Annotated in this window: 19 protein-coding genes; 9 read left to right on the top strand and 10 right to left on the bottom strand. The window is 67.3% G+C overall.

The window, feature by feature from the left end:
- Positions 1-8 precede the first annotated feature (8 nt).
- Positions 9-584 carry a hypothetical protein gene (locus tag ACFWPK_RS18085; RefSeq protein WP_378917128.1) on the top strand — a complete coding sequence of 192 codons (576 nt, stop codon included), beginning with the start codon at positions 9-11 and terminating at the stop codon, positions 582-584.
- 4 nt (positions 585-588) lie between these two features.
- On the opposite strand, the gene ACFWPK_RS18080 is transcribed toward ACFWPK_RS18085, so the two are convergent.
- On the bottom strand, positions 589-735 hold the full coding sequence (locus ACFWPK_RS18080; RefSeq protein WP_378917126.1) for a DUF1059 domain-containing protein: 147 nt from the start codon (positions 733-735) through the stop codon (positions 589-591).
- A gap of 88 nt (positions 736-823) precedes the next feature.
- On the opposite strand from ACFWPK_RS18080, the gene ACFWPK_RS18075 reads away from it, so the two are divergent.
- Positions 824-1,480, top strand: a complete 657-nt coding sequence (locus ACFWPK_RS18075; protein WP_378917124.1) for a class I SAM-dependent methyltransferase — start codon at positions 824-826, stop codon at positions 1,478-1,480.
- Between the two features lie 6 nt (positions 1,481-1,486).
- On the opposite strand, the gene ACFWPK_RS18070 is transcribed toward ACFWPK_RS18075, so the two are convergent.
- From ACFWPK_RS18070 to ACFWPK_RS18045, 6 genes are all read right to left on the bottom strand, one after another.
- Positions 1,487-2,509, bottom strand: coding sequence for a prenyltransferase (locus tag ACFWPK_RS18070; protein ID WP_378917122.1), 1,023 nt, complete (start codon positions 2,507-2,509; stop codon positions 1,487-1,489).
- The gene (locus tag ACFWPK_RS18065; RefSeq protein ID WP_378917120.1) at positions 2,499-3,230 is read right to left on the bottom strand and encodes a class I SAM-dependent methyltransferase; all 732 of its coding nucleotides are present in this window, start codon (positions 3,228-3,230) and stop codon (positions 2,499-2,501) included. Before ACFWPK_RS18065 ends, ACFWPK_RS18070 begins: the two co-directional genes overlap by 11 nt.
- Positions 3,231-3,261: 31 nt before the next feature.
- Positions 3,262-4,506 (bottom strand): glycosyltransferase family 4 protein, encoded by a 1,245-nt coding sequence (locus tag ACFWPK_RS18060; RefSeq protein WP_378917118.1) that lies wholly within the window; start codon positions 4,504-4,506, stop codon positions 3,262-3,264.
- The gene (locus ACFWPK_RS18055) at positions 4,506-5,765 is read right to left on the bottom strand and encodes a cytochrome P450 (protein ID WP_378917116.1); all 1,260 of its coding nucleotides are present in this window, start codon (positions 5,763-5,765) and stop codon (positions 4,506-4,508) included. Before ACFWPK_RS18055 ends, ACFWPK_RS18060 begins: the two co-directional genes overlap by 1 nt.
- Positions 5,766-5,783: 18 nt before the next feature.
- On the bottom strand, positions 5,784-7,136 hold the full coding sequence (locus ACFWPK_RS18050; protein WP_378917114.1) for a cytochrome P450: 1,353 nt from the start codon (positions 7,134-7,136) through the stop codon (positions 5,784-5,786).
- A gap of 112 nt (positions 7,137-7,248) precedes the next feature.
- The gene (locus ACFWPK_RS18045) at positions 7,249-7,842 is read right to left on the bottom strand and encodes a TetR/AcrR family transcriptional regulator (RefSeq protein ID WP_378917112.1); all 594 of its coding nucleotides are present in this window, start codon (positions 7,840-7,842) and stop codon (positions 7,249-7,251) included.
- Between the two features lie 118 nt (positions 7,843-7,960).
- On the opposite strand from ACFWPK_RS18045, the gene ACFWPK_RS18040 reads away from it, so the two are divergent.
- Genes ACFWPK_RS18040 through ACFWPK_RS18020 form a run of 5 tightly spaced genes read left to right on the top strand, consistent with a single transcriptional unit; the run spans position 7,961 to position 12,012 of the window.
- Positions 7,961-9,430 carry an aldehyde dehydrogenase gene (locus tag ACFWPK_RS18040; protein WP_378917110.1) on the top strand — a complete coding sequence of 490 codons (1,470 nt, stop codon included), beginning with the start codon at positions 7,961-7,963 and terminating at the stop codon, positions 9,428-9,430.
- Between the two features lie 37 nt (positions 9,431-9,467).
- Positions 9,468-10,217: an SDR family oxidoreductase gene (locus ACFWPK_RS18035; RefSeq protein WP_378917108.1), complete on the top strand. Its 750-nt coding sequence runs from the start codon at positions 9,468-9,470 to the stop codon at positions 10,215-10,217.
- Positions 10,214-11,101, top strand: a complete 888-nt coding sequence (locus ACFWPK_RS18030; RefSeq protein ID WP_378917106.1) for an NAD(P)-dependent oxidoreductase — start codon at positions 10,214-10,216, stop codon at positions 11,099-11,101. Before ACFWPK_RS18035 ends, ACFWPK_RS18030 begins: the two co-directional genes overlap by 4 nt.
- Positions 11,098-11,478: a carboxymuconolactone decarboxylase family protein gene (locus tag ACFWPK_RS18025; protein WP_378917104.1), complete on the top strand. Its 381-nt coding sequence runs from the start codon at positions 11,098-11,100 to the stop codon at positions 11,476-11,478. The genes ACFWPK_RS18030 and ACFWPK_RS18025 overlap by 4 nt, the downstream gene beginning before the upstream one ends.
- A gap of 51 nt (positions 11,479-11,529) precedes the next feature.
- Complete coding sequence (locus ACFWPK_RS18020) at positions 11,530-12,012, top strand: nitroreductase family deazaflavin-dependent oxidoreductase (RefSeq protein ID WP_378917317.1); 483 nt, start codon at positions 11,530-11,532, stop codon at positions 12,010-12,012.
- Between the two features lie 4 nt (positions 12,013-12,016).
- Here the strand turns inward: ACFWPK_RS18020 and ACFWPK_RS18015 are convergent, their stop codons facing one another.
- The gene (locus tag ACFWPK_RS18015) at positions 12,017-12,853 is read right to left on the bottom strand and encodes an SDR family oxidoreductase (protein ID WP_378917103.1); all 837 of its coding nucleotides are present in this window, start codon (positions 12,851-12,853) and stop codon (positions 12,017-12,019) included.
- A gap of 105 nt (positions 12,854-12,958) precedes the next feature.
- Between ACFWPK_RS18015 and ACFWPK_RS18010 the strand changes: the two genes are divergently transcribed.
- Positions 12,959-13,543, top strand: coding sequence for a TetR/AcrR family transcriptional regulator (locus tag ACFWPK_RS18010; protein WP_378917101.1), 585 nt, complete (start codon positions 12,959-12,961; stop codon positions 13,541-13,543).
- A 3-nt stretch (positions 13,544-13,546) separates the two neighbouring features.
- Here ACFWPK_RS18010 and ACFWPK_RS18005 read toward each other — a convergent pair whose 3' ends face one another.
- Together ACFWPK_RS18005 and ACFWPK_RS18000 are read right to left on the bottom strand one after the other, a co-directional pair.
- The gene (locus ACFWPK_RS18005; RefSeq protein WP_378917100.1) at positions 13,547-14,344 is read right to left on the bottom strand and encodes an MBL fold metallo-hydrolase; all 798 of its coding nucleotides are present in this window, start codon (positions 14,342-14,344) and stop codon (positions 13,547-13,549) included.
- A 9-nt stretch (positions 14,345-14,353) separates the two neighbouring features.
- Positions 14,354-14,647, bottom strand: coding sequence for a hypothetical protein (locus ACFWPK_RS18000; protein WP_378917099.1), 294 nt, complete (start codon positions 14,645-14,647; stop codon positions 14,354-14,356).
- An 87-nt stretch (positions 14,648-14,734) separates the two neighbouring features.
- On the opposite strand from ACFWPK_RS18000, the gene ACFWPK_RS17995 reads away from it, so the two are divergent.
- Positions 14,735-15,868: a helix-turn-helix transcriptional regulator gene (locus tag ACFWPK_RS17995; protein ID WP_378917097.1), complete on the top strand. Its 1,134-nt coding sequence runs from the start codon at positions 14,735-14,737 to the stop codon at positions 15,866-15,868.
- The last annotated feature ends 9 nt before the right edge of the window (positions 15,869-15,877 follow it).

Below are 15,877 nucleotides of genomic sequence, written 5' to 3'. Positions count from 1 at the left end.
GACAGACCATGAGTACAGCGACCGAAGAAGCCACCACCACCGAGGCTGCCGCGCAGCCGCCGCGCACCGTGTCCCTGCGACTGTCGACCGTGCTGACCACCGCCGCGATCGCTGTCCTCGTCGCCGCGGTCGTCACCTTCGCGGCGCTGTACTTCTCGGCCGAGGCGACGATCGCCGACCGCGAGGCCCGCGACGCCGACGCCGAGCATGTCGAACAGATCGCGTCGGACTACGGGGTCGGCGCGTCCACCATCGACTACCGCGACGTGCAGGCGTGGTTCACCCGGCTGCGGACCGGCACCACCCCGCAACTGGCCGCGAAATTCGACGCCACCGCACCGCAATTGGAGCAGATCCTGCTGCCACTGCAGTGGACGTCGAAGGCCACGCCGCTCTCGGCGACGGTCACCTCGGAAAACGGTGGCATCTACAAGGTCAACGCCTACCTCGACGTGGTCTCCACCAGCGCCCAGACGCCCGAGGGAACGCGAACCACCGTCACCTACTCCCTCACCGTCGACCGCAATGCCGACTGGCAGATCACCGAGGTGGGTGGCCTGCAGAACGCGCTGCCGACGAAGTAGGCGCTCAGTAGGCGATGAAGAGGATCTCGTCAGGGGTGTAGTCGTGACCGGGGTGGTTCTCGGCCAGGTGCTCCTGGGTCTGCTTGATCAGGTCGGCTTCGTCGGTGCCCTTGATGGCGACGCCGCAGGGGCAGTTGAGGCGAGTCTTCATCGTTGTTCTCCTTTGGTTCCGACTATCCGAGCAGGTTTCCGGACAGTAGTCCGGATTGTATTCCAGGTCGTATGTTAGCGTGGCCCGCATGGGAGCTGTAGACGAAATCGCCGCCGGTACCAGCGACCTGTTCGCACTCGCCGAACAGGCCATCGGATTCATGCCGCCGGACGAGGGACACGCGCTCTACGCTGCCGCTCGCGCGTACGCGGGCGATGGCACCATCATGGAGATCGGCACCTACTGCGGCAAGTCGACCGTCTATCTCGGCGCGGCCGCCCGCGAAACCGGTGCCACCGTGTTCACGGTCGACCACCACCGCGGCTCCGAGGAGCACCAGCCGGGCTGGGAGTACCACGACACCACCCTGGTAGACCCGGAGACCGGCGTCTTCGACACCGTGACCACGTTCCGGCGCACCATGATTCGCGCGGGCCTCACCGACACGGTGACCGCGATCATCGGCTCCTCCACCGCCGCGGCACACATCTGGCGAGCCCCGCTGCGCATGCTGTTCATCGACGGTGGCCACACCGAGGAAGCCGCCCAGCGCGACTACGACAACTGGGTGCACTGGGTGGCAGGCGGCGGGCTGCTCGCCATCCACGACGTCTTCCCCGACCCCGCCGATGGTGGCCGCGCGCCGTTCAACATCTACCGCCGCGCACTCGACAGCGGCAAGTTCACCGAACTCTCGGTCACCGGTTCGCTGCGCATCCTGCAGCGAACCGCCGCCTGCGGCTGAGCCGCCTCAGCGGGGGAGCGCGTCGCGGAAGATGCCGTTGCCCGCGGTGGTGCGGGTGAGGGCGTCGGCGGCGAGCACGACAGCCGCCGCGGTCCAAGTGGTGCGTTCCTCGGGCCAGCGCTTGCCATCGCTGAAAACCAGTCCGGTCCAATAGGATCCGTCGAGTTCGCGCAGATGCTGCATATTGCCGAACAACGTGGTGGCGGCAGCGGTGTCGCCGATGGCATCCAGGGCGAGCACCAGTTCACAGGTCTCGGCGCCGGTGACCCATGGTGCATCGGAGACGCAGCGAATACCGAGGTCGGCGACCACGAATTCGTCCCAGCGCCGAGCTATCAGCTCCGTGGCCGCCGCGCCGCGCACCGCACCGCCCAGGATGGGGTAGTACCAGTCCATGGAGTAGCGGCTCTTGTCCAGGAAGGCTTCCGGATGATGACGGAGGGCGCGGCCGAGCCGGTCGCGGGCCGCCGCCCAATCCGGGCGTGGATCGCCTACCCGCTCGGCGAGCGTCACCGCGCAGCCGAGGCTGTGGAAGATGCTGGAACAACCGGTCAGCAGGGCCTCCCCGGACGAACCGGATTCGTTTGCCGACCAGTGGATCTCGCCGTGGGCGCCCAGCTGGAGGCCGAGGACGAAGTCGATGCCCGCGCGGACGGTCGGCCACAACTCGGCGGCGAAGCCGGTATCGCCGGTGATCGAAAGGGCGTGCAGGACACCGGTGGCCAGGTAGGCGCAGAAGTTGGTGTCGGCGTCGTGGTTCTCGATCACGCCACGGCGCACCTGCATCGGCCACGAGCCGTCGTCGCGCTGCGATTTCGCCGACCAGATGTAGGCCTCGCGGGCCTCGTCCCACAGGCCGGCCACGGTCAGTGCCATCGCGGACTCGATGTGGTCCCAAGGATCGGTGTGACCGCCACTGAACCAGGGGATCGCACCATCGGGTTCCTGTGCGGCGGCAATGGATTCGGCGGTCATCCGGATATCGCGCGCGGAGACGACCCCGGGAACTGCCGGTAGCTCAACGGGCATCGGCGCGCACCGCCGGTTTCGTAAAGTAGAGCGCGACGGACTTGCCGACCAGCGGGTTCAGCACCCGTTCGGCTGTGCGAGTCACCGCGGGCGCCGACATCATGTCCCACACCAGCATGCGGTGATAGGCGCTCACCAGTGGGTGCTTGTCATTGCGCACGCCGACAGCGCATTTCAGCCACCAGAAGGGCGCGTGCAGCGCGTGCGCGAAGTCCTGGTGGTGGTAGCGCAGACCGCGCGCGGTGATCTTGTCGCGCAGCGCGTCGGCGCGATAGATGCGCACGTGGCCGCCCTCGTTGGCGTGGTACTCGTCCGAGAGCGCCCAGCAGATGCGTTCGGGTAGCCAGCGCGGAACCGTGACCGCCAGCGCGCCACCGGGTTTGACCACCCGCGCCAGCTCGGCGATCGCCTGGGTGTCCTGCGGGACGTGCTCGAGGATCTCCGAGGCGATCACGACGTCGAATTCGTCGTTGCCGTAGGGCAGATCGAGCGCGTCGCCGCGCACGGTCTCGGCCTTGGCGTACTCCGGGGCTTCGCCCGCCGCGGCCATGGCCTCGAACATGACATCGACATCGGCGAGGTCGGCGGCGTTCTGGTCGAAGGCAACGACGTCGGCTCCGCGGCGGTAGGCCTCGAAGGAGTGTCTGCCCGCGCCGCAGCCGATGTCGATCACCCGTGACCCGGGGCCGACGCCCAAGCGGTCGAAATCGACGGTCAGCATGAGGCCTCCTGGCAAGGGTCGGAAGTGGTCGTCATCGGGCGGTGCCCGGCGGAGTGGGGGAGCGGCGGGCGATCGCCTGGTCATAGATCGCGACAGTCTGCGCGGCGACGGCCGACCAGCTGAACAGGTCGAGGACGCGAGCACGACCCGCCGCTCCCATGAGCCCGCGTCGGCCGGGGTCGTCGAGCAATTCGCCGAGTACCAGGGTGAGCGCGTCTACATCGCCCGGCGCGACCAGTTCGGCGCACTCGCCGACGACCTCGGGCAGCGCGCCTGCCCGGCTGGCGACCAGCGGTGTCCCGCTGGCCATCGCCTCGACGGCGGGCAGCGAAAACCCTTCGTACATCGACGGAATGCAGGCGATCTCGGCCGAGGCGAGCAGTTCGGCCAACTGCTCGTCGCTCACTCCGCTGACCGGGGTGACGATATCGGCGATGCCGAGCTCGGCGATCAGCTTCTCGGTGGGGCCGTTCGGTTCCAGCTTCGCGACCAGCCGGAGCTCGACATCGCCGGTATGACGCAGCCGGGCAACGGCTTTCAGCAGATGCGCGATGCCCTTGAGTGGCTTGTCGGCACTGGCGACCGCGACGATCCGCCCACGCACCCGCGGTGTCTCGCGCGGCCGGAACAGTTCGGTGTCCACGCCGAGGGGAACGGTATGCAACTGTCCCGGCGTCACGCCGAAGTCTTCCGCGATATCCGCGGCCGACGAGGAAGACACCGTGATCAGATCCGGAATCCGCTGTGCGACTTGCTGTTGCATGCCGAGGAAGCCGTACCAGCGCCGCACGAACAGCTTGCGCCGCCACGGCGTCGCGGCCAGATCGACCGCGCGGTCTCGAGTGATCGGATGGTGGACGGTCGCCACCAGCGGCAGCTGCTCGGCGATGGCGAGCAGGCCGTAGCCGAGGCACTGATTGTCGTGCACGACATCGAAATCGGCTGCGCGCGACGCCAACAGCTTGGCGACGCGCAGGCTGAACGTGCGCGGTTCGGGGAACCCCGCCGTCCACATGGTGGCGAGCTCGAGCAGGTCGACGCGATCGCGGATCTCGCGGGGATGCGGTGTGCGAAAGGGATCTTCGTCGCGATAGAGGTCCAGGCTCGGCACCTCGGTGAGCCGCACCCGCGGATCGAGATCCTCGGGATAGGGCTGGCCGGAGAACACCTCGACCTCGTGGCCGAGCTCGACGAGCCCCTGGCTCAGGTACCGGACATACACTCCCTGCCCGCCACAGTGCGGCTTGCTCCGGTAGGACAGCAGCGCGATCCGCATCAGTCCCTTGCTCCTGACTCGTAGCTGACCTGCCAGTGTTTTATTCCGTTGATCCACCCCGACCGTAGTCGCTGCGGCTCCGACACCTGGGACAGATCGGGCATCACATCGGCGATGGCGTTGAAGATCAGATCGATTTCGAGCCGGGCCAGGTTGGCGCCGACACAGAAGTGCGTGCCGGTGCCGCCGAAGGCCAGGTGCGGATTGGGGTCGCGCAGGATGTCGAAGCTGAACGGGCGCTCGAAGGCATCCTCATCGAAATTGGCTGAGCTGTAAAACAATCCGACGCGCTCACCCGCCCGGATGCGTTGCCCGCCGAGCTCGGTGTCGGCGGTCGCGGTGCGCTGGAACACCGTCACCGGGGTCGCCCAGCGCACGATCTCGTCGGTCGCGGTGCGTGGGCGCTGCTGTTTGAAGAGCTCCCACTGCTCCGGATTGTCGATGAACGCCTTCATCCCGTGGGTGATGGCATTGCGGGTGGTCTCGTTGCCCGCCACCGCCAGCAGGATCACGAAGAACCCGAACTCGTCGGAGCCCAGCGCCTCCCCGTCGAGATCGGCGTGCACCAGCGTGCTGACGATGTCGTCGGCCGGTTCGGTGCGCCGCTGTTCGGCCATGTTCCAGGCGTAGCCGAGGATCTCCATCGCCGCGGCCGACGAGGCGTCGGTGGTCGTGGCGTCGCCGTATTCCGGGTCGTCGTAGTTGAGCATCTGATTCGACCAGTCGAACAGCTTGCGGCGGTCCTGCTGGGGAACGCCGACCAGTTCGGCGATGGCTTGCAGCGGAAGCTCGCACGCCACCTGCTCGACGAAATCACCGCTGCCCGCCGCCCGCGCCGCTTGCACGATCGCGCCCGCCCGTTCGGTCAGCGCCGCGCGCAACCCCTCGACCGCGCGCGGCGTGAACCCCTTGGAGATGATCCGCCGGATCTTGGTGTGCTTGGGCGGATCCATGTTCAGCAACAGGGCGCCGGTGAGTTCGATCTGCTCGGGAGTCACCTCGCCGGGCAGCCGGATGACCGAACCCTTCTGCTGGGAGGAGAACAGCTCAGGATGGCGCGAGATCTCCTTGATGTCCTCGTGTTTGGTGATCACCCAGTAGCCGCCGTCGCGGAACCCGCCCGACTGCGGGTCGGTCTGGGCGTTCCACCACACCGGCGCGGTCCGGCGCAGCTCGGCGAATTCCTGGACGGGGTTGCGGGATTCCCACAGGGCCGGATCGGTGAAATCGAATCCGCTGGGGAGCGACGACGCTGTCACACTGATCTCCGCCCGCGCTCAGCGCTGCCTGCGGCGGTAACGCACGCGGCAGGGTTGCTCGAGCTGCACCACCATCTTCGAATGATCGTTGCGGTAGGTGTCGGACGGCTGCGCGAGTTCGAACTCCCAGTCCCGCAGCAGAATCGAGAAGATCGCCTTGAGCTGCATCAGCGCGAACGGCGCGCCGACGCAGCGGTGCCTGCCGGCGCCGAAGGGAATCCAGGTCCATCGGTTAAGGGTGTCGTCCTGGCGTGGATCGAGGTAGCGCGCGGGATCGAAGGCGTCCGGATCGGGGAAGTCCTCCGGAATCCGGTTGGAGATCGCGGGGGTGGCGGCCACCATGTCGCCGGGCCCGATCCGGTGCCCGCACACCTCGAACTCCCCGCGCGCCAGGCGCATGAGGATGATCAGCGGCGGATGCAGCCGCAAGGTCTCCTTGAGCGCGGCTTCCAGATTCGGGATCTGGCGTAGCGCATGGTGACTGACGTCGGCCCCGTCGGCGTAGAGCTCGTCGAGTTCGGTGACGACACCGGCCAGCGTCTCCGGGTGGCGCAGCAGTTCGATGATCGTCCAGGCGGCCGTACCCGAGGTGGTGTGGTGGCCTGCAAACATCATCGAGATGAAGATGCCGGTGATCTCGCTGGCCGAGAACCGCAGCGCCCCGTTCTCGTCCTTTACCGAGATGAGGACATCGAGCATGTCGCGATCATCTTTGCCCGCGGGTGGATTCGCCTCCCGCTGATCCATGATCGCCTGCACCAGCTCGACCAGGGCGACCCGTGCGGCGTCGCGGCGGGCGAAGCTCTCGATCGGCGCGTACGGATCGACGTAGGCCAGGGCGTCGGTGCCCTGTTCGAGCTCGTGATAGAGGTGCGCGAAGCGCCCGTCGAGCTGTTTGCGGAATTTCACCCCGATCAGACAGGCCGATGAGGTGTAGATGGTCAGCTCGGCGAAGAACTCGAGCAGGTCGATCTCGCCCTCGTCGTCCCACTGGGCGACCATCTGATCCACTTCGTGGGCGATGGTGCCCGCGTGCCCGCGCATATGGTCCGCGCGCAGCGCCGAATTGTGCAGCATCTCTTTGCGACGCTCGGGCGGTGCGTCGAAGACGACGCCCTCGCCGAAGATCGGCTTCATGAACGGATAGGCCGCGCCCTGGTCGAGATCCTCGTCGCCGGCGCGGAAGAAGAACTCGTTGGCTTCGGCGCCGGACAGCAGGACGACATCGCGTCCCGCGAGTTCGAAGGTACCGACATCGCCGCACTCGGCGCGAACACGCCGCATCAGTGCGATCGGATCGGTGCGGAACTCGGTCAGGTGCCCGTGTTCGTCTTCGCCTCCGGATACGCGCTGCGGTTTGACCAGCGTCATTGGAAAGTCCTTCCCGGAATAATGTCCAGACATTATTTGGACATGTGTCTGGACAGTACTACGGTTTCCTGATGCGCGACAGGGTTCGGTCCGAATCCGGTCGTCGAACGCGCTAGTCGTCGGTAGCGGGCTCGGCCATCAACCGGCGCGCGCACATTTCGAGCAGATCGGCGACCTGTGCGTACGACAGCAGTCCCATGCCGCCCTGGAGGAGCGCGCCCGCGTACAGCAGTTCGAGGGCGGCCAGGCGTTCGGGATCTTTCGCGCCGAGCGCTTCGCCGAGCCGATGGCGGATCTGCATGCCGATACGCACCCGCAGGTGTTGCACGTCGGGATCGTCGCCGAGCAATGCGCTGCTGACCGCGCCTGCCAGCGCGGGTTCGTCGGCCACCAGCATCGAGACCTGACGAAGGACGCCGACCACGCGCGTGGTCGCGTCGGCGTCCCCTGCCTCCAGTGGGGGCATGGCGACCAGCCGTCGCCAGAACACCTCGGAGATCAGGTGCTCCTTGGAGGAGAAGTACGTGTAGGCGGTGGCGGTCCCGACCCCTGCCGACGCGGCGACGAGCCGGATCGTCGTCCCCGAATAGCCCTCGCGCGACAGCACGTCGACGGCGGCGACCGTCAAGCGGTCCACGGTATCGGCCTGCTTTTCGGTCAAGCGTCGTCGAGTTGCTTCGATGCCGGTAGGTGCGTTTTCGGACATGTGTCTGGATGCTACTACAGTCGGGTGTACGGGCCAATCGACGTGCATGGTCTTGCGTCCGATCGATAAACCGAACTATATTCCGTACACCTGTCCAGACACGTATCGGAGCCTCGCTATGAACGGCCTCGTCCCCGCCGAAGGCACACCACTGTTGATCGGCGGCAAGTTGATCCCGGGTGGCTCCGGTGTCTTCGTGACCATCAATCCCGCCACCGAGGAGGTGCTCGGATACGCCGCCGACGCCTCGGGCGCCGACATGGACGCGGCCATCGCCGCGGCACGCACCGCCTTCGACGAGACCCAGTGGTCGCGCGATCCGGCATTCCGCGCGCACTGCCTGCGCCAATTGCGTGACGTGCTGGGCGAACACCTCGAGGAGTTGCGGGCGATCACGATCGCCGAGGTCGGCGCACCGGTCATGCTGACCAGCGGACCGCAGCTGGAAGGCCCGATCGCCGATCTGTCTTATGCCGCCGACCTGGCCGAGAACTACACCTGGGAAACCGATCTCGGCACCAGGGACCTGATGGGCATCGCCAGCCGCCGGGTGATCCGCCGCGAGGCCGTCGGCGTCGTCGGCGCGATCACGCCGTGGAACTTCCCGCACCAGATCAACCTCGCCAAGCTCGGGCCCGCACTGGCGGCGGGCAACACCGTGGTGCTCAAGCCCGCCCCCGATACTCCCTGGTGTGCTGCGGTACTCGGCCCGCTCATCGCCGAGCACACCGATTTCCCCGCTGGCGTGATCAATATCGTCACCTCCTCCGATCACGGCCTCGGCGCCCAGCTGGTCCTCGATCCGCGGGTCGACATGATCACCTTCACCGGCTCCACCCAGACCGGGCGCTCGGTGATGGTCGGCGCGTCGGCGACGCTCAAGCGGACCTTCCTCGAACTGGGCGGCAAATCCGCCGCCATCGTGCTCGACGACGCCGATATCGCCACCGCCGCGAGCTACACCGCGTTCACGGTCGCCGTGCACGCAGGCCAGGGCTGCGCACTCACCACCCGGCTGCTGGTGCCGCGCGAGTCCTACGACGCGGCGGTCACCGCGGCGGCCGGTGCGCTGCGCGGACTCGCTGCCGGTGATCCGACAAATGCCGGAACCGTCTGCGGACCACTGATTTCCGAGCGGCAACGGGCGCGGGTGGAGCGCTATCTCGAGATCGCGCGCGCCGAGGGCGGGCACATCGAGGTCGGTGGCGGCAGGCCCGCGGACAAGGAGCGCGGGTACTTCATCGAACCGACGCTGATCAGCGGGCTCGACAACACCGCGACCGTCGCGCAGGAGGAGATCTTCGGTCCGGTGCTCGTCGTGATCGCCCACGACGGCGACGACGATGCGATCCGGCTCGCCAACGAATCGCCCTATGGCCTGTCGGGTTCGGTCTGGGGCACCGACCCGGACCGGGTCGAGCGCGTGGTCTCGGGGGTGCGAACCGGGACGCTGAGCGTCAACGGCGGGCTCTGGTACCACGCCGACGCGCCCTTCGGTGGCTACAAACAGTCCGGCATCGGCCGCGAGATGGGCGTCGCCGGTTTCGAGGAATACCTCGAGACCAAGTTGATCGCCACCCCCGCCTGACCTCACCGACATCGACCACACACAGGAGCTGAACACCATGGCACGTTTCACCGGTCGCACCGCGATCGTCACCGGCGCCGCGCAGGGCATCGGCGCGGTCTACGCCGCAGCGCTCGCCGCCGAAGGCGCCAATGTCGTTGTCGCCGACCTCAATGTCGAGCGTGGCGAGGAGGTGGTCAAGCAGATCGTCGCCGACGGCGGGTCGGCGGCCTTCCGTCGCGTCGATGTCGCCGATCCCGAATCCGCTGCCGCACTGGCGGAATTCACCGTCGCCGAGTTCGGCGCGATCAATCACCTGGTCAACAACGCGGCCATCTACGGCGAGATGAAGCTCGATCTGCTGCTCACCGTGCCGTGGGACTACTACAAGAAGTTCATGGGCGTGAACTTCGACGGCGCGCTCAATGTGACGCGTGCGGTCTGGCAGCCGATGATCGCCGCGGGCGGTGGCTCGATCGTCAACCAGTCCTCCACCGCCGCCTGGCTGTACTCCGGCTTCTACGGGCTGGCCAAGGTCGGCATCAACGGCCTCACCCAGCAGCTCGCCACCGAACTGGGTGGTTCCCGGATCAGGGTGAACGCCATCGCGCCGGGCCCGATCGACACCGAGGCCACCCAGACTGTCACGCCGGGAAACATGGTGAAGGACATGGTGAAGCGCATTCCGATCAAGCGGATGGGCACCCCGCAGGACCTGGTCGGCGCCTGCCTGTACCTGCTCTCCGACGAGGCGAGCTGGGTCACCGGCCAGATCCTCAATGTCGACGGCGGGCAGATCATCCGATGACGACCGAATCCACCAGCGCCCCGGTCGGATTCATCGGACTGGGCAATATGGGCGCGCCGATCGCACGACGGCTGCTGGAATGGCCGGGCGGGCTGACGGTCTGTGATGTGCGCGCCGAGGTCACCGAACCCTTCGTCGCGGCGGGCGCGCGTTCGGTCGCCGATCCGGCGCAGGTCGCGACGCACGCGCGGATCATCTGCGTGACCGTCATCGACGACGCGCAGGTGACCGAGGTCCTCACCGGCCCGGCGGGCATCCTCAGAACCGCGGCACCGGGCACGGTGGTCGCGGTGCACTCCACCATCAGCGACCGGACCGCGCAGGAGCTGGCCGCCCGCTGCGCCGAACACGAGGTCGAGTTCGTCGACGCGCCCGTCAGCGGCGGCGCGCCCGGCGCCACCCAGGGCAGGCTGGCGGTGATGGTCGGCGGCAGTGCCGCCGCGGTGGACCGGATCAGGGCGCCGTTCGGGTGCTTCGCCGACCTCGTCGTGCACGCCGGTCCGGTCGGAGCGGGCACGCGAATGAAGTTGGCGCGCAACCTGCTCCACTTCATCTCGTTCACCGCCGCGACCGAGGCGCAACGCCTCGCCGACGCGGCCGGGCTCAGTCTCACCGCACTCGGCAAGGTGGTCCGGCACTCCGACGCGGTGACCGGCGGGCCGGGCGCGATCATGTTGCGCGACACCACCGCGCCGATCGAGCCGGACGATTTCTGGTTCCCCATCCTCGGTCACGTGCGCGATCTCGGCGAGAAGGACCTGTCCCTCGCGCTCGAACTCGGTGACCGGCTCGAGGTCGACCTGCCCCTGGCGCAACTCGCCATCGAACGCCTGGCCGACGGGCTCGGCGTCGCCCACCCTGTGCTCGACAAGGAGTCATCATGACCACCAACGGAGAAACTCCCGCCGACGTGCGGCAGCGTGGCCTGGCCAAGATGAGCGAGGTCTACGGCTGGGAATTCGCCGACGGCCCCGGCGAGCATTTCGCCGTCACCGCCGACCACCTGTTCGCCGACATCTGGTCGCGTCCCGAGCTGACCGTCCGCGAGCGGCGACTGTTGCTGATCGGGGCGCTCACCGCGCAGGGCAATCTCGACGTCGCCGAGATCCAGATCGGCGCGGCCTTGCGCAACGGTGAACTGTCCGAGGAACAGCTGCGCGAGATCGCGCTGTTCCTGTGCCACTATGTCGGCTGGCCCGCGGGCACGAAGCTCGACGGCACCGTCGGCAAGGTGATCGCGCAGGAGCGGCGCAAGAAATGACGCACTCCGAACCCGGCCGTCGGCGATCGCTGTAGCGTGCGGTCGATGGGTATGCCGAAGAATCAGCCGAAAGGGCTGAACGCGCCGATGACGACGCGGATCATCCGATACGGGTCGCGCGTGCAAGCGTGGGTCTATCGCCGCACCAACGGGCGCGTCGGCGGAACCTGGCGGATCGGCGCCGGGTTCCGCCGCCCGGTGCCGACCCTGCTGCTCGAACATCGAGGTCGCAAGTCCGGCAAGATCTTCGCCGCGCCGCTGCTCTACCTCGTCGACGGCCAGGATCTCGTCATCGTCGGCTCACAGGGCGGCCTCGCGAATCACCCGCAGTGGTATCTGAATCTGCTCGCGGATCCGAACGCGCACGTCCGGATCCGCGCCGAGCACTACCCGGTCCTGGCCCGTGTCGCCGATGCCGAACAGCGGCAACGGCTGTGGCCGCTGTTGACCGAGCTCTACGCCGATTTCGATGCTTACCAGTCGTGGACCGAGCGGGAGATCCCCGTGGTGCTCCTCTCCCGCACCGGCGCCTGAGCGGTCAGTCGGTCGAGAGCCGGTCGTCGTAGGCACGGCGGGCATCGCGGTCGACATCGATGAAGGAGCGGTGCACGCCCAACCGCCGAGCCATGAATTCGCCGAGCGGGCGCGGGGTCAGCTTGTTGAAGGCGGCGAGCACGCCCGCGAGGCGGGTGACCGAGACGCGTCGGCGTGGCCGGGCGATCAGTGCGGCGACCGCGGCGGCGACGTCGGCCGGGTCGGCGAGTAGTGCGCGCGGGGCACGGGTTCCGGCGATCATCTCGGTCCTGGTGAACGTCGGCAGGACCGCCGAGAACCGCACGCCGGTGCCGCGGTGTTCCAGGCGCATGGTCTCGGTGAAGCTGAGCACGGCCTGCTTGCTCGCGCAGTAGGTGGCCATCCCCGGCGTCGGGTTCTCACCGGCCATCGAGGCCATGTTCACGATGTGGCCGCGGCCGCGAGCCAGCATCCGCGGCAGCACGAGTTTGGTGCCGAGGGCGACGCCGTAGACATTGATGTCGAGTATCCGGCGGGTGATCTCGTCGGACTCCTCGGTGAACCGGCCGACCGGCATGATGCCCGCATTGTTGATCAGCACATCGACAGGGCCGCAGGACTTTTCGACCTCGGCGAGGAAGGCGGCGTACGAGGCGGGGTCGGTGACGTCGAGGTGCAGCGCCACGGTTGCCGCGATCTCTTTTCCGGTGTCGAAGACCGTGGTCGCATCGATGTCGCCGATGGCGACGATCGAGCCTGCGTCGACGAGTGCGCTCGCGACCGCCCGTCCGATACCGCGGGCTCCGCCGGTGACAACGACTACTTTGCCGACGGTGGACCGCGCCGTTCGTTCATCAGACATGTGTCCAGATTCTATTCTGGACGGTATTCCAAATCAACCCCCGGACAACCGCCGACGCGGTGTGGTTCACCGAGGCGTCGGGACTGACGAGTAACATCCGGACGCATGTCTGAAAGCGATTCCATCAGCCTCGAAGCGACCAGGCGTCGATTGACCGGTAAGCAGGCCGACACCGTCGATCGGCTGACCAGGGCCGCGCTGGTGGTGCTGACACGCGATGGCTTTTCCGGCATGACGATCCGGCTGGTCGCCGCGGAGGCCGGCGTCGCCACCGCGACCGCGTACACCTACTTCTCCTCCAAGGAGCACCTGGTCGCCGAGATCTTCTGGCGTCGACTGCTGGCCTCGCGTTCACCCGCGAGCGATGATCCCGACTCGACCGTGCGAGTGCTCGCCGAGTTGCGCAATATCGCGCTGCTGGTGGCCGAAGAGCAGGAGCTGGCCGGCGCGGTCACCGGCGCGCTGCTGGGGTCGGACCCCGATGTCGAGCACCTGCGCACCCGCATCGGGATCGAGATCCGCGGCAGGATCGCGCGGGCGCTCGGCCCGGACGCCGACAACGAGGTCATCGAATGGCTCGAGATCATCTACGCCGGTGCGCTGGTGCGGGCCGGAATGGGCTACGAGTCGTACTCCCAGATCGCCGATCGCATCGAGCGGGCCGCGCTGAGGATTCTGCGGCCCGCCTGACGCTCAGGGTTCGAAGCTCGCCAGCATCTGCTCCAGCGCAGCCTGATCGGGACCGACGAACGGTGCGGCGTGGGGCGCCTCGGCAAGCATGTCCAGGTATTCCGAGGTGCGTCCTCGGGCGGGCGGAAGATGTGTACTGAGAATCCGTTGCGGGTCGAACGCACGCAATTCCGACACGGTGGCAAGGTATTTGCTCTCGTCCACAATGTGCACCCACGGGCTGTCCACCGCCGTCCAGAGATGCTGCGCCGCACGAATCGCGTCAGACGGCGCGTAACCGACGTCGTCGGCGGTCGCGAGCTCGGCGCTCGGCATCGGAGCGCCGAAACAGTCCGAGGTGAAACATGATTCGCTGTGTTCGTCGTAGAACCCGACGGTGCTCGGGTTGTCGAACAGCGGTGGGCGAAAAGCGGTCAGGCGTCGGTCGCCGACATCGAGGGACTGTCCCGGATTCAGCAGGTACACGCGATTCATCGGGACCGGTCGAGCGCACGACATGATGCCGAGGCCGAGGAATGTCGTGACCAGCCGGGCGTTGGGGGCGGCATCGAGCAGGTCGAACAGCGATCCGGTGTGGTCGCGATCGGGATGGGTGAGCCAGATCCATTCCACGTCGACGGGATCCACCACCGAACTCAGCGCCGCCATGAATCCGCGGTCGGGCAGGCTGAGTCCGGTGTCGACGACGACGGGTTCCGCCGCGTGCAGAACGTAGGCGTTGACCGGTAGATGGCCGATACCCGGAACCTCCAGTTCATCGGCGAGAACAGTGATGTCGTGCTGGATACGATTGATACGCATGGCGTTTCCTCAGTCCTCGAAATCGACCCGAATGATCGAGCGTGCGATGACGGCGAGATCGTCGGCGGTCGGGTCGTATCCGCGCGTGATCTTCAGCCCGAACTCGAACGGACGGGCACCGTCATCCATCGCCGCCCGCATCGCGGCACCGACTTGTGAGGGTGCGGCATCGACGAGCACCGCCCGGCCGTGGCGGACATGCCCGCGATGGGTGACGGTGACGGGTGCCCCGCCGACAATCAGTCGCATCAATTCCGGCGGCGGCGGGTTGAGGCGCACATGCGTGGTTCCGGTGTTCGTCATACATCGAGGCTAGGAATATCCCGGTCGCCGCGACATCCCACAAACCTGGTATTTCCCCTGGTCCGAGTGCGGCCTACCGTTGATCTGGTGAGCACGGATTCGATGCAACGCGCCGCCGACAAGATCGGGCGGCTGTGCCGGGAGCCGCACGATCTGGTGTCGCTGTGGCAGGAGACGACCGAGGTGCTTGCCACCGCCGTCCCGCACTACTGGACGCCGTGCTGGTACACCCTCGATCCCGCGTCGCTGCTGATGACCAGTCACTTCCACCTCGGCCTCGCCGAGTTTCCGCCGCAGTGGCTGGCCGAGGAATACGGCGAGGAGCGCAACGGCATCGTCGATGTCGTCCGGTCGGTGACCGGATTATCGACGTTGCACGAAGCCCTCGGCGGTGACCCGTCGAAAAGTGAACGCTGGCAACGCAATATGACGATGGGTGGCGATCAGGAATTGATCGCGCGACTGCGCACCCGCTCCGGTGAGGTGTGGGGGGCGCTCGCGCTCTATCGCGAACCCGGTGCCGCGATGTTCGACCCCACCGAGAAGGAATTCGTGGCGACGGTGGCGCCGACACTGGCCGACGGCGTACGCCGGGCCCTGCTGATCGGGCAGGCGGGCGAACCCGAGTACGCGGACTCGCCCGGCCTGCTGGTGCTCAACTCGGCATGCGAGATCGAATCGGCCGGCGCCGGTGTGCAGCGCTGGATATCCGACCTGCCGGACGGCGACTGGGATCGCGCGAAGCTGCCCAGCGCCGTGGTCACCCTCGCCGCCCGCGCGTTTCGCAATGCGGCTGACGACCGGCCCGACGAGGTGCTCGTGTCGCGAGCGCTGTCCAGGTCGGGAACCTGGGTGGTGCTGCACGGCGCCCGCCTGACCTCGACGGCGCAGACCAGGGTGGCGGTGATCATCGAACCCGCCCACCCCAGCCGCATCTACCCGCTGCTGATGTCGGCCTATGGGCTCACCGAGCGCGAGCGCGACGTCACCCGGCTGGTGCTACAGGGCGCCTCGACATCGCAGATCGCCCACGACATGACCGTCTCGGCACATACGGTGCAGCAGCATCTGAAGAGCATCTTCGACAAAACCGGCGTCCACAGCCGCCGTGACCTGGTCGCCAAGGTGTTCTTCACCCACTACGAACCCCGCTTCCGGGACAACGAGCACCGCGTCACCGCCACCAAGCCGGTCCGGGGTGGACCCTGGCCGACGTACTGACCTACCTGT

This window comes from Nocardia sp. NPDC058519, assembly GCF_042719755.1.
Classification (GTDB): Bacteria; Actinomycetota; Actinomycetes; order Mycobacteriales; family Mycobacteriaceae; genus Nocardia.
This window is presented reverse-complemented; position numbering and strand designations above follow the sequence as displayed.

Excerpts from the sequence above, each read along its gene's own strand:
- ACFWPK_RS18020 (WP_378917317.1), top strand. The coding sequence starts at position 11,530 with ATGCCGAAGAATCAGCCGAAAGGGCTGAACGCGCCGATGACGACGCGG.
- ACFWPK_RS18085 (WP_378917128.1), top strand. The coding sequence starts at position 9 with ATGAGTACAGCGACCGAAGAAGCCACCACCACCGAGGCTGCCGCGCAG.
- ACFWPK_RS18035 (WP_378917108.1), top strand. The coding sequence starts at position 9,468 with ATGGCACGTTTCACCGGTCGCACCGCGATCGTCACCGGCGCCGCGCAG.
- ACFWPK_RS18015 (WP_378917103.1), bottom strand. The coding sequence starts at position 12,853 with ATGTCTGATGAACGAACGGCGCGGTCCACCGTCGGCAAAGTAGTCGTT.
- ACFWPK_RS18075 (WP_378917124.1), top strand. The coding sequence starts at position 824 with ATGGGAGCTGTAGACGAAATCGCCGCCGGTACCAGCGACCTGTTCGCA.
- ACFWPK_RS18005 (WP_378917100.1), bottom strand. The coding sequence starts at position 14,344 with ATGCGTATCAATCGTATCCAGCACGACATCACTGTTCTCGCCGATGAA.
- ACFWPK_RS18045 (WP_378917112.1), bottom strand. The coding sequence starts at position 7,842 with ATGTCCGAAAACGCACCTACCGGCATCGAAGCAACTCGACGACGCTTG.
- ACFWPK_RS18040 (WP_378917110.1), top strand. The coding sequence starts at position 7,961 with ATGAACGGCCTCGTCCCCGCCGAAGGCACACCACTGTTGATCGGCGGC.
- ACFWPK_RS18065 (WP_378917120.1), bottom strand. The coding sequence starts at position 3,230 with ATGCTGACCGTCGATTTCGACCGCTTGGGCGTCGGCCCCGGGTCACGG.
- ACFWPK_RS18080 (WP_378917126.1), bottom strand. The coding sequence starts at position 735 with ATGAAGACTCGCCTCAACTGCCCCTGCGGCGTCGCCATCAAGGGCACC.
- ACFWPK_RS18010 (WP_378917101.1), top strand. The coding sequence starts at position 12,959 with ATGTCTGAAAGCGATTCCATCAGCCTCGAAGCGACCAGGCGTCGATTG.
- ACFWPK_RS18000 (WP_378917099.1), bottom strand. The coding sequence starts at position 14,647 with ATGACGAACACCGGAACCACGCATGTGCGCCTCAACCCGCCGCCGCCG.
- ACFWPK_RS18060 (WP_378917118.1), bottom strand. The coding sequence starts at position 4,506 with ATGCGGATCGCGCTGCTGTCCTACCGGAGCAAGCCGCACTGTGGCGGG.
- ACFWPK_RS18050 (WP_378917114.1), bottom strand. The coding sequence starts at position 7,136 with ATGACGCTGGTCAAACCGCAGCGCGTATCCGGAGGCGAAGACGAACAC.
- ACFWPK_RS18025 (WP_378917104.1), top strand. The coding sequence starts at position 11,098 with ATGACCACCAACGGAGAAACTCCCGCCGACGTGCGGCAGCGTGGCCTG.
- ACFWPK_RS18070 (WP_378917122.1), bottom strand. The coding sequence starts at position 2,509 with ATGCCCGTTGAGCTACCGGCAGTTCCCGGGGTCGTCTCCGCGCGCGAT.
- ACFWPK_RS18030 (WP_378917106.1), top strand. The coding sequence starts at position 10,214 with ATGACGACCGAATCCACCAGCGCCCCGGTCGGATTCATCGGACTGGGC.